This window comes from Wenyingzhuangia aestuarii, from assembly GCF_011927765.1.
GTDB classification, from domain to species: Bacteria; Bacteroidota; Bacteroidia; order Flavobacteriales; family Flavobacteriaceae; genus Wenyingzhuangia; species Wenyingzhuangia aestuarii.
The window spans coordinates 82,409-107,203 of record NZ_JAATJG010000012.1 but is presented as its reverse complement, the minus strand read 5'-3'; the positions used below and the strand labels follow the sequence as shown (position 1 = coordinate 107,203).

General features: G+C 32.6%; 15 protein-coding genes. All 15 read left to right on the top strand.

What is annotated here, in order from left to right; genetic code table 11:
* The first annotated feature begins 22 nt into the window (after nt 1-22).
* The 15 genes from GGR97_RS11735 to GGR97_RS11665 all read left to right on the top strand — a co-directional run bounded on the left by GGR97_RS11735 (nt 23) and on the right by GGR97_RS11665 (nt 24,740).
* Complete coding sequence (locus GGR97_RS11735; protein WP_167898715.1) at nt 23-565, top strand: carbohydrate binding domain-containing protein; 543 nt, start codon at nt 23-25, stop codon at nt 563-565.
* A gap of 139 nt (nt 566-704) precedes the next feature.
* Nucleotides 705-3,521 (top strand): PQQ-binding-like beta-propeller repeat protein, encoded by a 2,817-nt coding sequence (locus GGR97_RS11730; RefSeq protein ID WP_167898714.1) that lies wholly within the window; start codon nt 705-707, stop codon nt 3,519-3,521.
* 119 nt (nt 3,522-3,640) lie between these two features.
* Entirely contained in the window at nt 3,641-6,568 is a 2,928-nt protein-coding gene (locus GGR97_RS11725) for an outer membrane protein assembly factor BamB family protein (RefSeq protein WP_167898713.1), read from the top strand.
* A 7-nt stretch (nt 6,569-6,575) separates the two neighbouring features.
* Entirely contained in the window at nt 6,576-7,730 is a 1,155-nt protein-coding gene (locus GGR97_RS11720) for a T9SS type A sorting domain-containing protein (RefSeq protein ID WP_167898712.1), read from the top strand.
* Between the two features lie 127 nt (nt 7,731-7,857).
* Nucleotides 7,858-9,324 (top strand): sulfatase family protein, encoded by a 1,467-nt coding sequence (locus GGR97_RS11715; protein WP_167898711.1) that lies wholly within the window; start codon nt 7,858-7,860, stop codon nt 9,322-9,324.
* Nucleotides 9,325-9,335: 11 nt separating this feature from the next.
* Entirely contained in the window at nt 9,336-11,288 is a 1,953-nt protein-coding gene (locus GGR97_RS11710) for an FAD-dependent oxidoreductase (protein WP_167898710.1), read from the top strand.
* Nucleotides 11,289-11,296: 8 nt separating this feature from the next.
* On the top strand, nt 11,297-12,481 hold the full coding sequence (locus GGR97_RS11705; protein ID WP_167898709.1) for a hypothetical protein: 1,185 nt from the start codon (nt 11,297-11,299) through the stop codon (nt 12,479-12,481).
* Nucleotides 12,482-12,492: 11 nt separating this feature from the next.
* On the top strand, nt 12,493-14,319 hold the full coding sequence (locus GGR97_RS11700; protein ID WP_167898708.1) for a right-handed parallel beta-helix repeat-containing protein: 1,827 nt from the start codon (nt 12,493-12,495) through the stop codon (nt 14,317-14,319).
* A 154-nt stretch (nt 14,320-14,473) separates the two neighbouring features.
* Nucleotides 14,474-16,762 carry an alpha-amylase family protein gene (locus GGR97_RS11695; protein WP_167898707.1) on the top strand — a complete coding sequence of 763 codons (2,289 nt, stop codon included), beginning with the start codon at nt 14,474-14,476 and terminating at the stop codon, nt 16,760-16,762.
* A gap of 145 nt (nt 16,763-16,907) precedes the next feature.
* On the top strand, nt 16,908-17,783 hold the full coding sequence (locus tag GGR97_RS11690) for a sialate O-acetylesterase (protein ID WP_167898706.1): 876 nt from the start codon (nt 16,908-16,910) through the stop codon (nt 17,781-17,783).
* A 3-nt stretch (nt 17,784-17,786) separates the two neighbouring features.
* A complete protein-coding gene (locus GGR97_RS11685) occupies nt 17,787-18,671 on the top strand; it encodes a sialate O-acetylesterase (protein WP_167898705.1) in 885 nt (294 codons plus the stop codon).
* 157 nt (nt 18,672-18,828) lie between these two features.
* On the top strand, nt 18,829-20,232 hold the full coding sequence (locus GGR97_RS11680) for a sulfatase (RefSeq protein WP_167898704.1): 1,404 nt from the start codon (nt 18,829-18,831) through the stop codon (nt 20,230-20,232).
* Nucleotides 20,233-20,238: 6 nt separating this feature from the next.
* A complete protein-coding gene (locus tag GGR97_RS11675; RefSeq protein ID WP_167898703.1) occupies nt 20,239-21,630 on the top strand; it encodes an arylsulfatase in 1,392 nt (463 codons plus the stop codon).
* A gap of 12 nt (nt 21,631-21,642) precedes the next feature.
* Entirely contained in the window at nt 21,643-23,097 is a 1,455-nt protein-coding gene (locus GGR97_RS11670; protein ID WP_167898732.1) for an alpha-galactosidase, read from the top strand.
* A 119-nt stretch (nt 23,098-23,216) separates the two neighbouring features.
* Nucleotides 23,217-24,740 (top strand): sulfatase family protein, encoded by a 1,524-nt coding sequence (locus tag GGR97_RS11665; RefSeq protein WP_209272373.1) that lies wholly within the window; start codon nt 23,217-23,219, stop codon nt 24,738-24,740.
* Nucleotides 24,741-24,795: the final 55 nt, after the last annotated feature.

Genomic DNA, 24,795 nt, shown 5'->3' with positions numbered 1-24,795 from the left:
ATACTAATCAAAATTTTTAAAAATGAAAAAACAATTAGCAACTCTATTTACAATCTTAATTACAGGATTGGTAACCGCACAAACAAACTACAACAAAGCTTCTTTTGATTTTGAAAACGGATCTCCAGAAAATTGGACACAAGTAAGAGGTTTCTCTAGTAGTACAGAGCAAGTAGCAAGTGGAAAAAAGAGTATGAAAGCGGATTTTCCAGATTATGCTAGTGTTAAGGGAAATGGACCAAAGTTGCAATCTTTTAGAGGTAAAAATGTATCTCCAGGTAAATTTAACATTGCAAAGGGAACTTATACGGTATCTGTAAAAGTATATATAGAAGGGGAAGTACCAAGGTATTTAAGTATTTCTTTATCAGGTAAGCCAAAGGTGGTTGCAGAGTTTCAAAAGCTTGATGGATTAGAGGTTAACAAATGGCACACATTAACAACAACTATAAATGTTGATGAAGATTCAAAAGGGAACTGGTTGTCAATTAGCTTTTTTGCCCTTCCAAAATCAGGTTCTGGAGCTGTTTATATAGATGATTTATCTATTGTGTCTGCACAGTAACTAAAATAAAAATTAGAATAAAAACCCTTTGAGATATCTCAAAGGGTTTTTTGTATAAATAAGTACAAATCATATATTAAAGAAGACATTATATATGTTAAAAATGAATTTCTTTGGAACTCAATATAAAATTTATAAAATGAGATCATTTAGAGTCTTTATTCCATTCTGTATAGCTTTGTTGTTGCTATCGTATACAACAAAAGCCCAAAAGGTAGATACAAAATCAGCTTTGTATAGCATAGAAACTGATTATACAATTACCAAGGTAAGAACAGCCTTAAATAAACAAGAATCATACATTGTAGGTAGTAGTTTTGAAGGTACTGTAATTGGAGTTTCTTACAGTGGTAAAAAGTTATGGGAAAACAAGTTGTCTGGTTTTATGAATCACGATTTGTGGTGTAGAGATTTAGACAATGATGGTAAAGATGAAATTGTAGTTGCCAATGCAGATGGTTCTGTTTATTGTTTAGATTATAAAGGAAAATTACTGTGGAGTTTTAAAAAGAACGATGCTCCTATGTATGCTGTTACGGTTCTTAAAGACGGAAAGGAATCTTATGTGGTTGCTGGTGGTTTTGATAAAAATATTTATTATTTATCTCCTAAAGGAGCATTGTTAAAAACCATTCACTCTTCTACTTTTTCTATAGAAAAACCATGGAGTAAGTACAAAAAGGAAATGCCTAAAAGCAATGAGTGTGCTGCCAATTTTATAAGACCTATTAAAAAATCAGATGGTACAGAGGTGTTGTTGGTTTTAGGAAGTAACAATCATATGAATGTGCCTGGAACCATGTATTTCTTTAATCCCTTAGAGAGTATTCCTTTCAAAAAAACAACCATCCAAGCCACTAAAGATTTAAAGAAAAAAATCAGAATCAGGCCTATTGGACATGTAGAAATTACAGATGTTAATAACGATGGTAATCAAGATGTAATTCTGGGAGCTTCGGCACATGTAAACGATTTGTTGGTGTCTACTTATGATTTACAAAATGATATGTTTCAGTTTAAACAAATCAATAAAGTAAAATTTGGATACGATATTGTACATACAGTATTAATTAATGATGACACTTTTTTAAGTAGAGCAGGAAGTCAAATACGACTGTATACTGCTAATAATCTTACAAAAGAAGAAAAACTAGAAGGAACGTATGCTTACAATGATTTATGGAAAGACGTTAATGCCGATAAAATATTATTAGCTAGTGCTCAAAGTGGAGGTAGTTGTATTCATGTAATAGATGTTCATCAAAAAGATTGGAAAAAGAAGTTTACTACTTTACGTCCAAAAGGAAAAATTGAAAGTATTATTGAAGAAAGAGCTTTAGTGGCTAAAAACTTAAAAGATTTTGAGAAACCAACATGGCAAAACCAATCAGAATCTGTGTTTTTAATGACAGAAGGTGTACCAGATAATTTAGTAAGTCTAAAAAATAAGATTGATAAAAAGTATCAAAACCCAATCTTTTTAAACTCTATATTTTTAAGAAATGTAGAAAAATTTGATAGATCTAGTTTTGAAAACGCGAAGTATAAAAAAGCAAGAGATAGAAGAAAAAAATATACGTTAACACAGCAACAAGCCGTAGAAACTATAACAAAAGAATACAATGGAGAGCCTGGAGTTGCTTATTGGGCGGGACATGGTAACGATCCTTTTATGTTTAGTTTAGAAACTACAAAAAAAGTAATAGACAAAGCAGATGGAAAAAAGACAGTGTTAATTTATCCGGAAGTAGAAGATCATAATCCAGAAAATTTAAGTTTTTTAACCAATCATTTAATGTATCCCTTAGCTACTTATGCAAAAGGTAAAAATACTAACGTGTTTTTAAGAAATAAAAATGTGTTTTGGTTAGGATCTAATTATTTAAGTGAGTGGTCTAGATTAATGTCTGGAGAATTTGCCGATGTATTTGTTCCTTCTATGGAAGAAACTACCGATAAAACTATGGAGTTTAGTTTGGCAGGTAGAATGGGAATGTGGACAAGTGGTGTTGTAAACGGTTGGGGAACTCGTGCTGTTCCAGACAATGTTTCTATAGACAGAGCTCGTCAGTTAGGTTACCAAAGACTGCCAAGTCATTTTTTAAGAATGTTAATTTTCCATACTTCTAACGGAGCTCAGTTTATTAACAACTTTTCAATAGATCAAGATTATATGAGTATCTATTGGGAGTTAATAGCTAAAGGAGCTTTGTATGTGCCTAAGCGTAATCAAATTTTAAGTTTATCGCCAGTTCATGTTAGTATGAAAAAACCAGATCATCACTTTTTAAACGATGGAGCTAATGTGAAATGGACCACTTTTTACGATGAAGAGTTTGAGAAAAAAAATCCTTTTGTGTTTAGTAGAATGAATGGTTCTTGGCCAGGAGCACAAGTTACCAATTGGGATTTTTCTAGATATGCAGCAGGGGTAAAAGAAAGACGAGTAAACTTTTTAGCTCCTTATCATAATGGTTTAGTATTAATTACTCCGCCTCAACAAGGTGTGTTTGCTAACACAGATGCTCCAAGAGGTTTGTTAAAAGACAATTTACATCCTGTTTATAAAAATATTTTAAAAGAGTTTATTACCGATGGTCGTAATTATTATTCTGCTGATGGAAAACAAACTTATAAGGCAGATGAATATTACAAAGTAGTAGAAACAGCTATTAAAGAAGGAGCTAAAAAAATTCCAATTACCGTCTCTGGAGATGTGGCTTGGGTAGTAGCTCAAACTTCACCAACGCATTTAAGGTTAACGTTAATAGACAATGGTTATATTAACCCTAAAAAGAGTACAGCCGTAGTACAGTTTAATACTATAAAACCAGTTGGGCTTACAGATGTGTTAAGTTTAGAAAAATTTAAGGTTTCAAATTCAGCGAGTCAAATAGAAATTCCTTTAGGAGGATTTAGATTTATTGATGTTGAGTTGAGCAAACCACTTAAATAAGAATAAGTTAGATAAGTGTTTTTTGTACTAAAAAGCACATTATATATACGTACAAAATCATGTTGTTGCTAGTTAGCAGGTATCTTTAGATGCTGAATAATTAGTAACAACATTTTTTTATGGATTTAAAAAACTACTTTTTAATAGTATTGCTGTTTGCAAGTAATACTCTTATGTTTTCTCAAAAAACATACAATTTTGAAGAACAATCTGCTAGTTGGAAAACAAGCGAAACCAATTTATGGAGTTTTACTTCAAGCAAATCTGCTCAAGGTTTAGAGTCTTTAAAATATAGTGTCCCTAATAATGCTATTGCAAATGAGCTAGGAGCTATTTATAGTATAGAAACCAATCATACCATTCATAAAGTTAGAACAGCTACCTACCAAAATGGAACTACAATTATAGCAAGTTCATACGAAGGAATTGTAATGGCTGTTGGTTTTGATGGAGTCATTCTTTGGAAAAATCTACTATCAGGATTTATGGTGCACGACATGTGGTGTGCAGACCTTACAGGTGATGGGAATGACGAAGTTTTGGTAGCCAATGCAGATGGAACTATTTATTGTATAGATGCAAATGGAATAGAGTTGTGGCATTATCAAAAAAATGAAGTGCCTATGTATTCTGTTGCTGTGGTTCAAAAAAACGGAGTTTCTTATGTTGTTTGTGGTAGCTTAGATTTAAATTGTTATTACCTATCAAGCACAGGTGCATTGGTTAAAGAATTAAAATCTGCAGATTATTCGCAAGAAAAAACTTGGGGAACCACCACTGCAAAAGATAATGTACATTATGCAAACTTTTTAAGACCTCTAAAAAAAGATGCTACTAATGATTATTTAATCATGCATGCAAGTAACAATCCATCACAAGATAGAGGTGCAATTTATGTGTTTGATGTTTTAGAAGATAATCCTATTAAAAGAGTAGAAACAGAAGCTACAAGCCCTATAGGAGAATTAAGATTCTCAGATTTTGATAACGATGGGAATTCTGAAATTTTATTAGGAGCATCTAATCATCAAAATAGTGCCAATGTATCTCGTTTAAATTTAATAGATGATACTACAGATCAATACAAATTAACCAAATTAGGTTTTGGATACTCTGTGGTACAACCAGAATTAATTACGGATGTGGCTACTGAAAAGTATTTCTTTTTAGTGGGAAATAAAATTGTATTGGTAAATAAAGATTTAGAGGCTACAAGCGAAGAAAAGTTAGAAACTAAGTATTCGTATTACGATATGTGGAAAAAGCCAAACTCCAATCAAATAATTTTTGCGAGTTCTCAGAGTGGAGGTAGTCAAATTCATATTATGGATACAGGTAATCCAGATTGGAAAACTGCCTATCAAGAATTAATTCCTACAGGAAAAATTAAACAAATATTAGACAATACGGCTGCTATTAGAACCAACTTGGCATCTTATACAAAACCATCTACACAAAGAGAAGCCAGAGAAGTATTGTTAATGACAGAAAATACAAGCGAAGGTATTGCTAAAACTACGGCCAATAATATTAGAAACAATTATGAATCGCCTGTGTTTTTAGGAGGTAGTCATATGGGGCAAGCAGAAAACTGGGATCGTTCTAGTATGGGGAATACCAAGTACATGAACAAAAGAGATAGTCGTAGAGATTATACCTTAACCCAACAAGGAGCTATAGATCATATTACAGCTTGGTATGATGAAACTCCAAATGGAGATAAAGGAATTGCGTATTGGGGAGGTCACGGAAATGATCCTTACATGTTTCAGTTAGAAACTACTAAGCAAATATTAGATTATGCAAATGGTAAAAAAACAGTATTAATTTATCCTGAATTAGAAGATCATTCTGCAGATTTTGAATGGGTAATGAATGATTTGTTTTATCCTTTAGCCGATTATGCAAAAACTAAAAACGCAAATATTTTTGTAAGAACCAAACACAATTTTTGGCAAGCCAATGTGTATTTGCCAATGTGGAGTGGTTTGTTATCCGGAGCATATGCCGATGTTTTTGTGCCTTCTATGGAAGAAACTACGGATAAGGCTATGGATATTAGTGTAGCCAGTAGAGTTGGTATTTGGGCAAGTGGAGCGGTAAACAATTGGGGAACAAGAACAGTTCCAGACAATCCTAGTTACGATAGATCTAGACAATTTTGTCATCAAAGATTGCCGAATCATTTTTTACGTCATTTAATTTATCACATGTCTAATGGAGCAACGTACATTAATAATTTTGCTGTAGATCCAGATTATATGAGTATTGTTTGGGAACTAGTAGCTAAAGGAGCTTTGTTTGTACCTAAGCCAAATGAATTACTAAGTGTTTCGCCAGTACATATTAGTATGTTGGAGCCAGATGAAGACTTTTTGGTAGAAGGAAGTAGTTTAAAATGGGCAACTCATTATGATGAAGCTTTTATTAACAACAATCCTTTTGTGTTTAGCAGACAAAATGCCAATTGGATGGCAGCAAAAAATACTCCTTGGGATTTTTCTACCTATGCAGGAAATGTAAAGGATAGAAGACAAAATTATTTGCCAAATTACCCTAACGGATTGGTGTTAATTACTCCTCCGCAAGCAGGTGCTCATACAGATGTAAGCGCTTCTAGAGGATTGTTAAAAAATAATTTACACCCAATTTATAAAGATGTTTTAAAGGAATATTATACAGATGGAAGGTATTACTATTCAGCAGATGGAACTCAAACATTTAATGCTGATGAATATTATACAACTATAGAAAACGAAATAAAAGAAGGTGCAAAAGAGTTGCCATTAACGGTTTCTGGAGATGTTGCATGGACTGTGGCACAAACCTCACCAACCAATTTAAGATTAACAATTATTGATGGAGGTTATTTAAATCCAAAGGATAGAACTGCAGTGGTAAAGTTTCAAAAAGCGAACCCTACTTCTATGCAAGATATTTTAGATCATACTAGTTATAATTTGGCAAATAAAGATGCTGTAACCGTAGAAATCCCTTGTGGAGGTTTCCGTTTTATAGACATTCAATTAAGTTCCCCTTTAAATTAATTCTATCATGAAACAGAAATTAAAATTAGTTGTTTTGTTGATGGTTACAATGTCAACAATAACAAGTACAGCACAAGAAAAAGTAAATATTTTAAATACAGATTATTATGGCTTTGAGGTAACATCGGGTGATGATGGTTGGTGGATGCAACAACCTGAAAACTTTTCTATAAGTACAAATAAAGGAGCTAATAGTTCAATACATAGTTTAAAGTATACAAATAACACTACTTTTTCAGGTTCAAAAAAAGCTTTTGGAAGTACTACTATTGATGACATGTTAATTGATGTAGAAGCGGGTACTTATACGCTAAAAACTATGGTTTGGTTAGAAACAGAATCTAACATAACAGCTGTTAAAATTAATTTTAGAACAGATGGCGAAAATGAAGTAAATACCGAGTTTGATTTGTCTACGATAGCTAAAAACCAATGGGTAGAAGTGGTAACACAATTTACAACACCTCATAATTTTGTAAACACCAATATTAGAGTGTTAATGCAATCTAGTTATGGAACTGGAACTATGTATTTAGATAATTTGCAATTGTTGGTTGATGCTCCAGAGGAAGCAATAAGTCTTCCTTTTCTAAGTCAAATATCTACCATAGAAAGTGAAAATTTAACTACAGATAAGGGTGTTTATAATGTTAGCTTGCAGGTTTGGGTTGATGAAAATACAACCATTTCTAATTTTTATACACAGGTATTAAATCCTTGGGTTTCTCTAAAATGGGATATTTCATCTGTTGCAAAAAAAGAGTGGGTCACCTTATCGCAAGAAATGGTTTTGAGTACCAATGCTGTTAATTCTGAGTTTAGGTTTTTGGTAAACAATCAACCGGAATTAGGAGGAGGAAAAGGAGCGTTTTATATAGATGATTTTAAAATTGTGAAAAATGAAGGGGATTTAAGTACAGAACAACCATCAACAGAAACAGAGGTGTTGTTTACTCCTAATCCTGCATCAAACTTTATAGAATTTAACCTGCCTAAGAATAGTAAAGTAGAAGTTTACAATGCAATTGGAAGAAAAATAAAAACCATTAAAATAGATGCTTTACAACATAGAGAAACTATTTCTAATCTAGCAAAAGGTATTTATTATCTTAAAATTTTACAAATTAATAGTACTGTTATCAAACAGTTAATCGTCAATTAATCATTAAATAAAGTTAAGAATGTACTCGTTTGTTCATAGATGTACTCATAGAGACTTTATGTAAACGGACATGAACACAAAAAAAACAAGATAGCTTTAGTTTTACAGTATTATTACAATCAGTTATATGAAAATAAAATTCAATTTAGGACTATTATTGTGTACCATAACTTTGTTGGTTAGTTCATGTACATCAAAAAAGGAAACAGCAGTGGTTAAAAGCAGCAAACCAAACATTGTTTTGTTTGTGGCCGATGATCATGGAAAAGATGCTTTAGGATGCTATGGAAATTCGGTAATTCAAACTCCAAATTTAGATAGAATGGCATCGGAAGGGGTTCGTTTTAACAATGCTTATTGTACAAGTGCTAGTTGTGCAGCTAGTAGATCGGTAATTTTAACAGGTAAATTTGGGCATGCTACAGGATCTTATGGTCATGTGCACGATTATCATCACTTTAGTACTTACGACAATGTAAAATCATTACCTGTTTTGTTAGAAGCAGGTGGTTACGAAACTGCAAGAATTGGTAAATATCACGTAGCTCCAGAATCTGTATATCATTTTAACACGGTGTTAGAAGCAGATCCAAGAAGTACTTTAGAAATGGCAGATGCTTGTGTAGATGTGATCAAATCAGAAAAACCATTTTTCTTGTATTTCTGTACAGACGATCCACATAGAGGGCATCCATTTGTTTCAGAACCTTGGAATTTACCCAATACGTTTGGAAATAAAAAAGAACCTTATCCGGGAGAAATTCAAATGGTTTATGATCCTAAAGATGTAGTTGTGCCAGATTTTTTACCTGACACAAAAGAATCTAGAGAAGAAATTGCACAGTACTACCAAAGTATTTCTAGAATAGATCAAGGTTTTGGTAGATTAATGAAGCATTTAAAAGAAGCAGGAAAGATAGACAATACAATTGTTTTGTATATATCAGACAACGGTATGGCTTTTCCAGGAGCAAAAACAACGGTTTATGAACCAGGAATTCAGTTACCTTGTATTATTAAAGATCCTACTAAAAAAGGAAATAAAGGAGGGGTAAACAATGCCAAAATTTCTTGGGTAGATTTAACTCCTACTATTTTAGATATGGCTAATGTTTCTTATGATGCAAAAGAATTTCACGGAAAATCTTTTGATGCAGTTATAGAGCAAGAAAACCCAAAAGGCTGGGATGATGTATATGCATCGCATACTTTTCATGAAATTACCATGTACTACCCAATGAAGGTTGCTATAGAAAAGAACTATAAATTAATATGGAACATTGCTTGGCAATTAGATTATCCATTTGCTTCAGACTTATGGGCATCATCTACTTGGCAAAGTGTGTACAGAAATAAAGCAAAAATGTACGGAAATAAAACCGTAGAGGAATATTTAAGACATGCAGAATTTGAATTGTTTGATTTGGAGAAAGATCCAGGAGAAGTACACAATTTAGCAGATAAAAAAGAATATCAAGACATATTAAAACACATGAAATCCAAGTTGAAAAAGTTTCAGTTAGATACTAGGGATCCTTGGTTAATTATGTGGGATCACGATAATTCATTACAAGGGACAGGTGTAGATTTATAATATTATTAGACATGAAAAGAAGAAATTTTATTAGAAATGTTGCAGGTGTGGCTGTTGCATCAAGTATACTACCTTTAGCGGCTTCATGTAAGTCATTAGATGGGGTAGCAGAAGAAATTAACAAAGGAAACGGAGATGATGAGCAATGGCATCAACTAGGAACAGGTAAAAAAGTTCCGAACCCAAATAGAAAAAAAACAGTAACCTATGACGTGGTTGTTGTTGGAGCTGGTATTGCTGGTATTTCTGCTGCGGTGGCTTCTGCTAGAAATGGAGCCAAAACAGTTTTGGTTAATGACCGTCCTGTTTTAGGAGGAAATGCTTCAAGCGAAATTCGTGTAACATTAAATGGAGTTAACCGTTTGTCTACAGGATTAGCAGAACGTGAAACAGGTATTGTAGAAGAAATGTTGTTGGAAAACAGATTGTACAATCCACAGGAGTCTTATCCTGTTTGGGATCATATTGTGTATGATTATGTGGTTAGAGAGCCTAATTTAACGGTAATGTTAAATACACAGGCTATAGGTGCAGAAATGGATGGAACTAAAATTGTTTCAACTCGTTGTTGGCAATTAACAACCGAAACTGAATTTACGCTTAAAGCAGATGTATTTATAGATTGTTCAGGTGATGGATTAATGGCTGCTAAAGCAGGTGCATTGTACAGAACTGGACGTGAGGGAAAAGCAGAATTTAATGAAAGCTATGCTCCAGATAAAGCAGATGGTTGGCAAATGGGAGCTTCTATTTTATTACAAGGTAGAGATTACGGAAAACCAATGCCATACACACCTCCTACTTTTGCAATAAAATACGATGGAGATAATGCTCATCACGAAAGAAAAATTAATAACTTTTTAGATGGTTATTGGTGGGTAGAGTTGGGTAGTAATCATGATATTATTGATGTTCAAGAAGATAATAGACATGATTTAATGGGATATTTACATGGAGTTTGGGATTATATTAAAAACTCAGGTAAATTTCCAGAATCAGAAAATTATGCCTTGGATTGGGTTGGGTCACTTCCAGGACGTAGAGAGTCTCGTCGTTTTATAGGTGATCATATCTTGTCTGAAACGGATTTAACAAAACACAGGCATTTTGAAGATGCGATAGGTTACGGAGGTTGGTCTTTAGATGAACATAATCCGGGAGGGATTTTAGATATTAAAGAAAGACCAAGTTTTTTTCACGAGAAATTTAAAACCGTATATCAAGTACCTTTCAGCTCTTTGTATTCTAAAAATATAAGCAATTTAATGTTTGCAGGACGTAATGCAAGTTTAACACACATTGCATTATCATCAACAAGAATTCAGGGTACTTGTGCGTTAATGGGACAAGCTGTTGGAACTGCAGCAACTATTTGTGTAAATAAAGGAATTACTCCTAGAGAGGTAAAGAACAAACATATTAAGCAATTACAAGAAATGTTAATGCGAGATGATGTTTACATTCCAAAAGTAGTAGCTAAAGATTCAAAAGATTTAGCTAAAAAAGCAAGTGCAATTTTTGGCTCTTCAACAAAATCAGGAGATGCTAAAAATGTGATTAATGGAATTTCTAGAGATATTGATGGTGAAATTAATCACTGGCAATCTGAAAGTGTTCCAGCTACTTTTCAAATGGAATGGAATAATCCTATTAAATTATCTAAGGTAGAAATTAAGTGCGATACAAATTTGCATAAAAATATCACCATGCGTAAGCAGCCTCTTTCAGAGTTTTTAAAAAAGAGTTTTATAACTACGGTTCCGCCAGAGTTATTAAAAGTTTTAGATCTAGAAGTTAGAATTAATGGTTCTTGGGTTAAAGTGGGTGAAAAAGATAGAAATATAGCACGTTTAATTAAGTTCAATTTCGATCAAGTAAAAACTACGGCTATCAGAATTAATTTAAAAGAAACGTATGGACATTCAACGGTTAAATTGTTTGAAGTACGCGCTTACGAAGTATAAAACAACACATGCTAAAAATTAGAAACATTTTTAAAACAAAAAATAAAGTTAATGTGACCATTAGCTCTGTTTCTGTATTGTTTTTTGTTTTGCCAGTACTGGTGTGGATGTTGTTTTCTTTTGTGCCTGTTACTAATGGAATTCAGCACAAAGTAGCCATTATTCATCCTGCTATAGATAAAAAAAAGCCCATTGAATGTATTGTAGTAGAAGTTCCTGCAGATTCTATTCATAAAAAATATTTTTATTCTGATGTAGATTCTGTGGTTTGTGGAGAAGACATCTGTGAAGTGATTATTTTACGAATGTTTTGGGATGAATTTGGACAATACCAACGAATTGAATTTAAAGAAGGAGATGAATTAGAAAAGGCAGAAGGAAAACGTTTTACCAAAAAAGATTATCAAAAACTAGAAGAGATTTTAAGGAACAAAAAATCTCAACTAAAAGATGTTTTTAAAGAAGAACTGGTAATAGGAGATGTAATAGAACATGGTTCTGAAGATGTGGATGCTATTTCTGGAGCTACCTCTACTGTAAATGAATCTGAAACAGTTGTAGGAGCTGTTTGGACTTGTTTTACCTTATGGCACTGGGCAAATGGAGAGTTGGTTTCTAGTATAAGAAATATTAATGCAAAAGGAATTTCCAATCAAAAAATGATAGCTGTTTATTTAAAGTCAGATACTTTAAAAGCTAAAGAATTTGCTTTGGAATATTTATCAAAAAGAAGAGTCTACGATTCTATTACCGTAAATGCTGTTGTAGAAGAATTAAAAAAAGGTGATTATAATTTACTAAGAACGGGTTTAGATTATATAGAAAATACTACAGACAATACTAAGTATTACCAAATGATTAGTCGTGTTTTTGATAAAGGAGACTATCAAAAAAGAGTAGCCTGTTTAAACTCTGTTTCTTCTTTAGGGAGAGAGGGATCTACTAATTTTTTTACGCAACTAAGTACTCAAATAAGTACGTTTAATTACCAAGAAGTAGAAATGTTTTTATCCATTGCTCAGCAAAATAATTACAGCTCATCAGTATTAAAACAGGAATTAATACAGCTTTTAAAATCAGAAAACTTTTTAATTGCCAGAAGAGCCTATTGGTTTTTAAGCAATCAAGAAAATACAAAAAAAGAAAAAAGAAAATTAAAGTCGTTTCATAAAAAATACAAAGAGAGATTATAAAATAGAAAGATATGAAGTTAGGTTATCTAAAAATAATGGTGTTTACATTCTTATGTATATCAATGTTTTCAACTGCGTTTGCAAAACAAATCATAAATATAAAGAATACAGAAAAAGACATGACAACGGTAGTGAGAAATGCCATTGAAAATGCAAATGACAAAGATATTAAGCTTGTTTTTGAAAAAGGAGTGTACAAATTTTTACCAGATTATGCCAAAGAACAATTTTCTTTTGTAACCAATCACGGAAATGGGTTAAAGAAAATAATTTTCTTGTTTCAAGATTTAAATTCAGTAGAAATAGAAGGGAACGGTGCCGAGTTTATTTTCCATGGACATACAGCTCCATTTCAGTTTATTAACTGTAATAATATTTCGGTTAAAAACATTACTATTGATTGGGATATTCCTTTTAGTTTTCAGGGTGATGTTACGGCTGTTAATGCAAAAGAACACTGGTTTGAAATGAAACCTTACACCAAAGGATATTCTTGGAAATTATCAAGAGGAAAAATTACATTTCCTAATATTGATGGATTTCACTTTTTTGAATTAGGGAGTACTTTAGCTTTTGATAAAGACACAAAACAGGTTGCTTATGGTGCTTTTGACATGTCATTAAGAGCTAATAAAGTAGAGAAAAAAGCCAATGGAATTTTACGTATATACGATGAAAACATCAAACATTTTCCAAGAGTAGGTTCTGTGTTTCACTCTAAAGGACCACACGAGCAAAATAGATATGCTCCTGCGTTTCAAACCAAAAACTCTAGCAATGCAGTTTTTGATGGAGTTACAATTCATCATGCTTTAGGAATGGGGTTTTTGTTTGAAAGAGTTGATGGAGTTAAAATTTTAAACTCAGGAATTTATATCAAAGAAGGTTCAGATAGAGCCATTTCTACCATTGCAGATGCGACTCACTTTGCCAATTGTAAAGGAGATATTTTAATAGAAAACTGCCGTTTAGAAGGAATGTTAGATGACGGAACAAACGTACATGGAACGTATGTAGAAATCAATAAAATCATCAATAAAAATACCGTTAGAGTAGAACTAAAACATTTTGAGCAAACTGGTTTTGAGTTTGCTGACAAAGGAGATGAGGTTTGGTTTATCAAATCGCCAAATCCAGATAGAGGAGAAGTAGATGTAGTAACTGATGTGAAATATGTAAACGAATATTATTCAGACATCACATTTAAAAACGAATTGCCTGCCAATTTAAAAACGGGTGACATTTTAGAAAATAAAACATGGAATCCTGTGTTTACAATGAGAGGATGTACCATTCGTGATCATAGAGCAAGAAACATTATTATTAAAACTCCATTAAAAATTGTGATAGAAAATAACGATTTATCATCTATGATGTCTTCTATCATGTTAAGAGGAGAAAGCTATTTTTGGTATGAATCGGGAGGTGTAGAAGACGTGTTAATTAGAAACAATCGTTTTGTACATTGTGCTTATGGTGGAGCATCAGACCACGCAGTGTTAAAAATTTCTCCTAGACTAGGAAAAACTTTTAATCAAACAGCATTGTATGATAGAAACATTGTTTTTGAAAACAATACTATTGAAACTTTTGACAATTGTATTATTTGGGCAGATAGAGTAGAAGGGTTAATTGTAAGAGGAAATACCATTAAACAAACTACAACAGAAAAGCCACAGTATCCAAATCAACCTATTTTTTATCTTAAGAACAGTAAAGATGTTTTAATTACTAAAAATAAGTACAATGGAAACGTAACTAAATCTTTTGAGGTAGATGCGACCACTCAAAAAACATTAAAGGTAAAAAGAAACAAAGGGTTTAAGTATTCTAAATAAAAATCCGATTTTAGAAATATATAGAAGCACAACTAACCAAAGTTGTGCTTCTTTGTTTATATGTAGTGCTTTACGGTGTATACTTATTAATGATATTTGTAACAAAACTGTAATTGATGCTATTTTTGGGTATTGACAATTAATTATACATAAAATGAAAAAAATACTACTAGGAGCTTTTATGTTGTTTTGTTTTCAGTTTCAAGCTCAAAACTTAGAAAGTGAAGCAAAAGCAAAAATAAAAACTTTAGAAAAACTGATTAAAAAAGCAGACAAAAAAGGAATTGATGTTTTAAAAGAAAAAACAACAATTAGAACTGCAGAAGTTTTTTTAGAATTTGCCAATTGGGATGATCAGAATATAGAAGCAAACAAAAAAGCTTTTGAATTGGTGCCTATTTATAAAAAAAATGCAGTAAAATTAGCTCAGGATTTACCTGATTTTGAAAGAGCAGACGTAGTAAAAATGCTTGATAAAGCTATTGAGGAAATAACATTGGTGTCTCAAGGAAAAATAAAAAGAACTCCTAGTCCAAAAGTAAATTGGGAACAAGTAGAAGTAGAGGGAGACCAATTAACTTATAAGAATAGACCTGTTTTTTTAGCAGATTATACTTGGAAGCCAGAAACCAAAGAATTGACAGAGTATCATGGAAATCAAGATGGTTTTTTTATAACTCCGTCTTATGTAGTTAAAGAAGATGGTACTATCAATTCTAGAAAATTAGAAGAATTAAAAAGCAAACCTAATGGTTCTTTAGGGTTTATTTTTATGAATCATAAAAGTGTTCCAAAATGGGCTGAAGAAAAATTTGGTCCAGGTTTAAAAATGAGAGAAGATACTTATACGGCTTATGATATAGACAATCCTGGAGCTCGTGATGTTCAAGAAAAATTAATTGGAGGAATGGTGCCTTATATGGCGGGTAAAAAGTTTTCTGAACTAGGATATATGATGTGTAACGAACCTCATTTTTTTACTCAAACAGATAAAACTAAAAATAAAAAACCTTGGGCTTCTGGAGGGGTTTCAGAATATACCATAGAAAAGTTTAGAGTTTGGTTGGCAGAAAAACATAAAACAATAGCAGAATTAAATACAGTTTGGAAAACAAATTTTAAGAGTTTTAAAACTGTTGAAATTCAAGTTCCAATTGATATTAGTTTAAAAGGAACTCCAAGATGGTATGATTGGGCATTTTTTAATATGGAACGTGTTACGGAGTGGTACACTTTTATAAAAAACACTACTCAAAAGTATGATGCAAATGCAAAGGTGCATATAAAAATTATGCCTAATTTATGGACAGATAACCAAAGAATTCACGGAATAGATTTAGAAGCTCTTACAGATTTAAGTGGAATTATTGGGAACGATTCTGGAGCAGCACACTCTAAATTATGGGGAAAAGACTTAGAATGGGAAAAGGATTATAAGTTTGAATGGAGAGAGTTGTGTATGGGGTTTGATTTTATGAAATCTGTAAGCCCAAACAAAATTAATTTCAATTCAGAATTACATTATTTATCTACGGTAAGATCTAGAGATTTATATTTAGATCCTGCCTATGCAAGAGCTAGTTTTTGGTTGGCACATACTTATGGAATGACGGCAAGTCAAATATGGTATTGGCCAAGAGAGGCAAATGGTGCTATTTCTAAGAAAGCTCAAAATGATAAGGGATATGCAGGTTCTAACAATCAGCAACCAAGGGTAACGAATGAAGTTGCGATGACTATGATTGATTTGAATAGTTTTTCAGAAGAAATTATGGCTATGCAACGTCAAAGAAAGTCATTGCGTTTGTTCTATTCCAAAACTTCGGCAATTAATAAAGCCAAGCACATGGATGATGTTTTTGAGTTGTATGAGGATTTAGAGTTTAATGGAACATCTATTGGTTTTGTAACTAAAAACATCATTAACAAACAAGAAAACACAAATTGGGATGTAGTACTGGTAGCTAATACTCAGTTTGTAACACAAGAAGAATTAGATGCTGTTCAATCTTATTTAAACAAAGGAGGAACTGTTTTTATAGATAAGGTTAGTTTTAAGAAAAATGAATATGGACAACCTTTAAAATCAACATTAAAAGCAAGTAAAGGAACATTGATTTTGGTAAATTCTTTAGAAGAAATGGAACATCAAGCAATGGAGTTATTAGTTCAAAAAAACTTATTATCTCCTGTTAAAGTAAAAGAACAAAATACTACAGGTCAAAAAGGATGTCTTTGGAAAGTGATTGAAAATAAAGAGGGAAAACATATTTTATCTATCGTAAATGTGGGTAAAAGTAATGCAAACCTAGAAATATCTTTAAAAGGAGCTAAAAAAGGAACCGTTTGCAAAGATTTACTAAAAGGAATTAATGTAACTAATACACCAATACTAAAGCCAAATGAAGTGTTTTTTGTAGAGGTTGTAGATGCTAGTAAATAATCTAGAAATCAAAGATATAAAAACCGATGAGCAGCTATGTTTATCGGTTTTTTTATGATAAAAATAAGCATACATACATTTTTTGTATACATAGCTACATTTTCATTTTAATAGATAGGTAGATTTGAACTATAAATTAATTTTCATGAAAAAAATAGGAATTAAAATTTTAGTGATTTGTGTATTAGGAATCTTTGGTTTAGGTCATGCACAAAAAAAAGAAGTACAGGTAGTTTTACTTGCAGGACAATCTAACATGGTAGGGAATGGGAATTATGAAGAATTAGATGAAGATGTTCGTGCAAGAATAGATAAAATTAAAGATAGAGTATTGTATAGCAATCACGGAAAAGCAGCAAAGCCACTTTCTTACAACACCATTAAACCAAGTGAAAAATATCCTTATACCAAAAGTTTTGGTCCAGAATTATTTATTGGATTGACTTTGGCAGAAGCATATCCGGATCAACAATTTTTGTTGATTAAAAAAGCACAAGGAGGAACGGCTTTGTATGGAGCATGGAATCCTGAATGGTCTGCAGAAAAAGCACAACAAATAGAAAAAGGATTTAAGCAAAAGTTAGATCTAAATAAAATGCACATCACAGCTATTCATAAAAATTTAAAAGCATTGGAGGCTAGTGATCAAACTTACAAGATTATTGGAATGGCATGGATGCAAGGAGAAAACGATGCTGTTTTAGATGTTTCTGCTGATACCTATGCAATCACTTTAAAAAAGTTGATAGCGAAATACAGAAAGGAATTTGATGTTAAAAATATGCCTTTTGTGATAGGACAGATTAACTCGAGATATGGTGTTAAAAACGGAGCTGCTAGAGTTAGAGCAGCCATGGAAACCGTTGCTAGTGAAGATGATTATGTTGGAATTATAAAAACATCAACAGATACCTCGTGGAGCGATTATCCTAAAAACCCAGACAATGTACATTACAACGCAGAAGGACAAAAACGTTTAGGAACTGCTTTTGCTAAAGAAATTATATCACTACAAAATTAAAAGATGTATAAAAATAAAATTATTCTGATTTGTTCTTTGTTTTGCGCACTTTGTTTTGCTCAAAAAAAAGAAGTACAAGTGGTCTTGTTAGCAGGACAATCTAATATGCAAGGACATGGAAATTATGAAGCGTTAGAGGCTTCTGTTCAACAAAGAATAGAAAAAATTGCCAATAGGGTTTTGTTAAGCACATCTAACAATTCAAATGTAGCAGCACGTCCGTTGTCTTATTTTGTGTCTACCAATCAACCTGAAAAATATAAGTTTACAAAACATTTTGGACCAGAAATAATGATGGGTTTAACACTAGCAGAAAAGTTTCCTAATCAAGAGTTTTTATTGATTAAAACAGCTGTTGGGGGAACTTCGTTGTACGGAGCTTGGAATCCTAATTGGAGTCAAGAAAAAGCAAATTTGGCAGAAAGAGGAGCCGAGCGAAAAGCCATGAAATTGTATGAGGCTCATTTAACACATGTTCAAAACGATTTAAAAAGATTGAATGCTGAAGGAAGACCATACAAAGTTCTTGGAATGGTTTGGATGCAAGGTGAAGGTGATACAAATAAAGAAATAACAGCAAAAAGTTATAAAAAAAATCTGACAGCTTTAATAAAAGGATACAGAACATCTTTAGAAATACCACAAATGCCTTTTGTTATTGGTGAGGTTAATCCGTTGTCTAGAAAATATAAAGAAGGTCCAGACTTGGTAAGAAAAGCAATGGAAGAAGTGGCTAATCAAGATAAAAATACAGGGGTTGTAAAAACATCTAGAGATCCTTCTTGGAGTGATTATCCAAAACATTCGGATAATTTACATTACAATACCGAAGGACAAAAAAGACTTGGAACAGCGATGGCAAAGGAGTTGCTACAATTAATAAAGTAAGTTTTAAACAAACACTTTAAGAATCCAATATTCTCAATCCAGCTATATATTTAGCTGGATTTGTTGTAAATAGTACTTACAGCGACATCTATTTAACTCACAGATATATTTTATTACTCATATTTTATTTTCTTCGTTTTAGAGAAATACTAAAATTATGAAAACATATAAAAAATTAATAAAAGTCCTTATTTTACTTGTTGCTATTTCAGGATACAGTCAACAATCAAAACCGAATGTATTGTTAATTACGGTAGATGACATGAATGATTGGGTAGGTGCCTTTGGAGGACATCCACAGGCAATTACCCCAAATATAGATAAGTTGGCAAAAAAGGCAACGGTGTTTCAAAAAGCGTATTGTTCTGCAGCCTTGTGTAATCCTTCTAGAACAAGTATGTTAACAGGTTACCAACCTTTTAAAACCGGTGTTTACGGAAATGTAGAAGTGTTTAGAAAAATGAAAGGGTTTGAAAACACAGTAACATTACCTCAATATTTTGCGCAAAATGGATACAAAACAGCTGCTTCTGGAAAAATATTTCACAGCCCTAGAGGAACCGCAAAAGTACCAAAAGAGGGAAGCGATCCAGGTTCTTTTCAAATAGAGAACAAAGTAGGTTTAGGAACTCCTTACCCAGACATTCGTTTTACACATGGTATAAACTTTAAAAGAGCAGGTGTAAAAGGAAGTAAAACAAGGTCTTTTGATTGGGGACCTGTAGAGATTGCAGATGAAAAAACAAATGATTGGAAAACGGCAGAATATGCTTCTCAGTTTTTACAAAAAGAACACGACAAACCTTTCTTTTTAGCATGTGGAATTTTTAGACCTCACTTGCCATTGTACGCTCCTAAAAAGTACTTTGACATGTTTGATGAAAATAAAATTCAACTACCCAAAGTTTTACAAAAGGATTTAGAAGATACGGGAAGAATTGGTCAAAACTGGGCAGGATCAAAATTACATGCCGAAATTTTAAGAAATAACAAATGGAAATCTGCTGTGAAAGGGTATTTAGCAAGTTTAGCTTTTGCTGATGCTTGTGTTGGTCACTTGTTAGATAATTTAGAAAAGAGTAAATACAAAGAAAATACCATTATTGTGCTAATGGGAGATCATGGATGGCATTTAGGAGAAAAAGAGCATTGGTCTAAACAAACACTTTGGGAAGAATCTGCAAGAACCCCTTTAATTATTTTTGATCCAAGCAAAGGAAAACAAGGAATTAGCCTAAGAACCGTTTCTCTAATAGATGTTTATCCAACGTTAATAGACTTATGTGGTTTGCCAAAGAAAACAGATTTGGATGGAAACAGTTTTGAGCATTTAATTAAAAATCCAAAAGGAGAATGGAAACATTCTGCATTAACTACCAAAGGAAAAGGAAATTACACGTTAAGAAATGAAGACTACAGATACATTGTATATCAAGATGGTTTTGAAGAATTATACGATCATAGAAAAGATCCAATGGAATGGAACAATATCGCTAAAGATTCAAAAAACAAACAAGTTCTAAAAAACTTTAGAGAGGAATTAAAAACCTTAGTAGATTAATATAAAATGAGAAAAAATAGAATAGTATTCAATACGTTAAGTTTGGTGGCTTTTTTAATGTTAGTATTAAATGTTACTGCTCAAGAAAAACCAAATGTAATTTACATTTTAGCTGATGATTTAGGGTATGGAGATTTAAGTTGTTATGGACAAACCAAGTTTAAAACTCCGAATTTAGATAAGTTGGCAAAAAAGGGAATGAAATTTACAGATCATTATTCAGGTAATGCAGTTTGTAGTCCCTCAAGAGCTGTGTTAATGACAGGTCAAAACCCAGCACATGTATTTATTACAGGGAACTCTAAGGCAGAGCCAGGAATGGATATGGAAATGATCAATTTGCCAGAACTTTTTAAAAATGCTGGCTATAAAACAGGAGCTTACGGAAAATGGGGATTAGGAGATACAACTTCTAAAGACAATAGAAATCCATTAAACCAAGGTTTTGATGAGTTTTACGGATGGAAAACACAAGTGACAGCTCATACTTATTATCCAACAAAAATGGTTCACAATGGTAAAGAAGTAGCTATTAAAAAGGGAACCTATGTACATGATATAATTATGGATCATGCGTTTAGTTTTATCAAAGAAAATGCAAAAAACAAACAGCCTTTCTTTTGTTACATTCCCACAGCCATTCCACACGCAGCCATGCATGCTCCTAAAAAATTACATAATAAATGGAGAAAAAAACTACCTCAGTTTGAAAACGTGATAGGAGAGTACTATGCAGATCCAGAACCTACACCAGATGTTATTAATCCTGTAGCAGCGTTTCCTGCCATGGTTCAGCACTTAGACAGTCAGGTAGGTGAAATTGTTAAGATTCTAAAAAAATACAAAGTAGACAAAAACACCTTAATCATTTTTACGAGTGATAATGGAGCACATCACGAAGGAGGACACGATCCTGCTTTTTGGAATTCTAATGGAGATTTTAAAGGAGGGAAAAGAGATGTGTACGAAGGAGGAATTAGAGCTCCAATGATTGCTTATTGGCCCTCAAAAATAAAGGGAGGTACTACCACAGCTTTGCCAAGTTCTTTTTGGGATGTAATGCCAACCATGGCAGCTATTACCAATCAGCCAATTCCTAAACAAGCAGATGGAGTTTCTTTTTTACCAACGTTGTTAGGAAAAAAGAAGGATCAAAAGATAGCTGATTATTTGTATTGGAAATTCACCAATTGGGAAGCGACTAAAGAAGCTGTTAGAATAGGAAACTACAAAGGAATATCCATTCATTATAACAAATCTAAAAAGCACAAAGAGCATACAGCTCCTTTTGAATTGTATGATTTGTCAAAAGATATAGGAGAAACCAAAAACATAGCTTTGCAAAATCCTAAGATGGTAGCTAAAATGAAAAATATTCTAACAGAGTTGAATAAATAAAGTTATGCAGAAATGAATAATAGAAGAGATTTTTTAAAAAAAGTAGGATTAGGAACAGTGGCAGTAGCAGGTATGTCTGCAAACGCAATGGGAAAACTTACTGCTATTGATGGAAGTTTATTGTTTCATGATAACATTATTAAGGGAGATGGAAAGCAACTAAAAATAAAAGTTACTGCTCCTTTGTTTTGTCCGTATCATAGTTTAAGTACCCCTGCAGAAAAAGGCGGAAACTCGTATTATTATTTAAGTACTCCTTTTACACACAACCCATTTACATTAGAAGCATCTGGTATGTCTGGTTCTCCTGTAATTAAAGATGCTAAAGGAAAATTTGTAGGATTTATGACCATGCATGGTTTTGAAAGCTCTACGTATAGTTTTGATGGTAAAGAAACCTTAACAATAAACATTCCAGAGGGGCAAGAAGTATTTGTAGATGAATCTGGTAGTGGTGATGAAGCTTGGAAAGAGTACAATACTATGATGATGAAAAGGTTAAATATTAACCCTTACACACAAACCCCTAAGTTTTGGGAAGATGTAGAATATTGTACTTGGTCAGAACAAAAATATTTATCAACTAAAAGACACGAACACTTTCATTTGCTAACACATGATTTTGTGAAAAATTATCTAGATAAAATTATAGAATTTGGGTATCCAAAAGGAAAAATGACTTTAGATCACGGTTGGGGAATGTTTCCTGATGGAAGTGTCAATTCAGGTTTTGGTTCTTGGATTCCAAACCCAGAAAAGTTTCCAAACTTTAGAAAAACAATGGATATGATTAACGAAAAAGGATTTACTCCTGGATTGTGGATTGGATTTCCTAAAATTCATAAAAATAGTTTGGCAGCCCAACAATATCCAGAGTTGTTAGGAAACTTTAAACAAGGGTCCAAAGCAGGTAGAAAAGATGATATTCAGTGGTTAAACGGAAAATCGGATATTTTTGATTATGCTACAGAAGTTATTTCTAGATTTCATAGTATGGGAGTCATGAAATTTAAAATAGACATGTCTTACAATACAAAATCAGACATGTTAGACATTCATAAAGCGTTGTATAAAGCGGCTAAGTTGATAGATCAAAATATAGAAATGGAGTTTCATGTACCAGATATCTTTTTTGCCAAATATGCCGATGTTGTAAGAACCAATGATGTATGGTTAAAGGATAATTACAATTGGCAAGGACGTGTAAAAACACATTATGAAATTTGTTACAAATCGTCACCAGGAAGAGGAGTAAATCTAGATCACATAGGAGGAAATGATACCGGAGCTATTACCGAAAAAAAGTTTTTAGAACATTTAGAAATGTATAAAAGCAAAAAAGGCTATCCGTTAGTATCTGTTTTACCACATCACTTTGGAAAAAAATGTATAGCAAAAACTGGAGAATATTTATGGGATTATGAAAAAGGACCTAAAAATATATTATCAGATTTTTATAAAAAATAAAACAGCACTATTTAAACCTTTAGAACCACTATATCTATAGTGTTTAGTGTTCTTATTAAACTAAAGTGAAAAAAGACTATCTTAAAATTTAGAGTAACAAACCAATAATTAAAAATTAAATGTATTTAAAAAATCAATTAAAAAAAATAATGTTCTTAGGAGGAGTTGCATTGTGTAGCTATTATACACAAGCAGCCAAAAAAAATCCTATAAAACCCAATATTTTATTTTGTATTGCAGATGATGCTTCGGCAAAAAGTTTTGGTACATATGGAGATTCGTTTATAAACACACCTGCTATAGATAAGTTGGCAAAAGGAGGATTGACTTTTGAAAACGCATACAATTGCAATCCTAAATGTGCACCTGCAAGAGCCTGTATTGTTACAGGTAAGTATAGTTGGCAATTAAAAGCTGCTACCAATCATTGGCCAATGTTTCCATCAGAGTTTAAGTTTTATCCACATTTGTTAATGGAAAAAGGTTACAAAGTTGGTTTTACAGGAAAAGGATGGGGACCAGGGAGTTATGCTACTAAATACAATCCTGCAGGACCAGAGTACAATAAACACAAACTAAAACCACCCCACAAAGGGATTAGTAATGTTGATTATGCTGCAAATTTTGAAGCTTTTTTATCAGAGAAGAAAAAAAATGAAGCTTTTTGTTTTTGGTTAGGAACCAAAGAACCACATCGTTTTTACGAATTAGATTCATGGAAAAAAGAAGGAAAGAAATTAACAGATGCTAAAGTACCACCTTTTTATCCAGACAACGTAACGGTAAGAGGAGATATTTTAGATTATGCTGTAGAAGTTGAGTGGTTTGACTCTCATGTAGGAAAAGCCATCAAATCTTTAGAAAAAAGAGGATTGTTAGAAAACACATTAGTGGTGATTAGTTCAGATCATGGAATGCCGTTCCCTAGAGTAAAAGGACAAATTTACGAAGAAGGTTTTCACGTACCATTAATTGCTTATTGGAAAGGAAAAATCATCAAAGGTAGAAGAGTGGAAGATTTTGTAAGCTTTCCAGATATTGCTCCAACATTTATGGAGATAGCAGGTTTTAAACCTGATGAGCAAATGACAGGTAAGAGTTTTGTAGATATTTTATTTTCAAAAAAATCAGGACAAATAGATGCTACTAGAGATCATACCCTTTTAGGAAAAGAAAGACACGATATTGGTCGTTCTAACGAAGATGGAACAGACTTGTCGTACCCTGTAAGAGCTATTAGAACCAAAACATATTTATATGCTCATAACATTCAACCAGAAAGATGGCCAGTGGGGAATCCTGAGTATGGTTTTAGAAATGTAGATGGTTCGCCAACAAAAACGTTTTTAATGAATATAGATCCATACGACAAAGATTATCGTTTTTTTGAAATGAGTTTTGCCAAAAGACCCGAAGAAGAATTGTATAATATTCAGAAAGACCCTCATTGCATGGTGAACTTAGCTACGCTTCCTGCTTATAGAAACACATGCAAAGAATTACGTGCTCAAATGGAAAAAGAATTGATCGCACAAGGAGACCCTAGAACGTTAGGGAATGGAGAAGTTTTTGATCATTACCAGTATTATGGAAAAAGATTAAATTATAAAACAGGTGAAAGAATGCCTGCCATTGAAGATTAATATAATAAATAAACTTTTGATGATTTTAATACAAAACCTATGGATTTCCATAGGT

Bases quoted from the DNA above. Each gene is read 5' to 3' on its own strand.
- GGR97_RS11735 (WP_167898715.1), top strand. From the start codon at position 23: ATGAAAAAACAATTAGCAACTCTATTTACAATCTTAATTACAGGATTG.
- GGR97_RS11730 (WP_167898714.1), top strand. From the start codon at position 705: ATGAGATCATTTAGAGTCTTTATTCCATTCTGTATAGCTTTGTTGTTG.
- GGR97_RS11725 (WP_167898713.1), top strand. From the start codon at position 3,641: ATGGATTTAAAAAACTACTTTTTAATAGTATTGCTGTTTGCAAGTAAT.
- GGR97_RS11720 (WP_167898712.1), top strand. From the start codon at position 6,576: ATGAAACAGAAATTAAAATTAGTTGTTTTGTTGATGGTTACAATGTCA.
- GGR97_RS11715 (WP_167898711.1), top strand. From the start codon at position 7,858: ATGAAAATAAAATTCAATTTAGGACTATTATTGTGTACCATAACTTTG.
- GGR97_RS11710 (WP_167898710.1), top strand. From the start codon at position 9,336: ATGAAAAGAAGAAATTTTATTAGAAATGTTGCAGGTGTGGCTGTTGCA.
- GGR97_RS11705 (WP_167898709.1), top strand. From the start codon at position 11,297: ATGCTAAAAATTAGAAACATTTTTAAAACAAAAAATAAAGTTAATGTG.
- GGR97_RS11700 (WP_167898708.1), top strand. From the start codon at position 12,493: ATGAAGTTAGGTTATCTAAAAATAATGGTGTTTACATTCTTATGTATA.
- GGR97_RS11695 (WP_167898707.1), top strand. From the start codon at position 14,474: ATGAAAAAAATACTACTAGGAGCTTTTATGTTGTTTTGTTTTCAGTTT.
- GGR97_RS11690 (WP_167898706.1), top strand. From the start codon at position 16,908: ATGAAAAAAATAGGAATTAAAATTTTAGTGATTTGTGTATTAGGAATC.
- GGR97_RS11685 (WP_167898705.1), top strand. From the start codon at position 17,787: ATGTATAAAAATAAAATTATTCTGATTTGTTCTTTGTTTTGCGCACTT.
- GGR97_RS11680 (WP_167898704.1), top strand. From the start codon at position 18,829: ATGAAAACATATAAAAAATTAATAAAAGTCCTTATTTTACTTGTTGCT.
- GGR97_RS11675 (WP_167898703.1), top strand. From the start codon at position 20,239: ATGAGAAAAAATAGAATAGTATTCAATACGTTAAGTTTGGTGGCTTTT.
- GGR97_RS11670 (WP_167898732.1), top strand. From the start codon at position 21,643: ATGAATAATAGAAGAGATTTTTTAAAAAAAGTAGGATTAGGAACAGTG.
- GGR97_RS11665 (WP_209272373.1), top strand. From the start codon at position 23,217: ATGTATTTAAAAAATCAATTAAAAAAAATAATGTTCTTAGGAGGAGTT.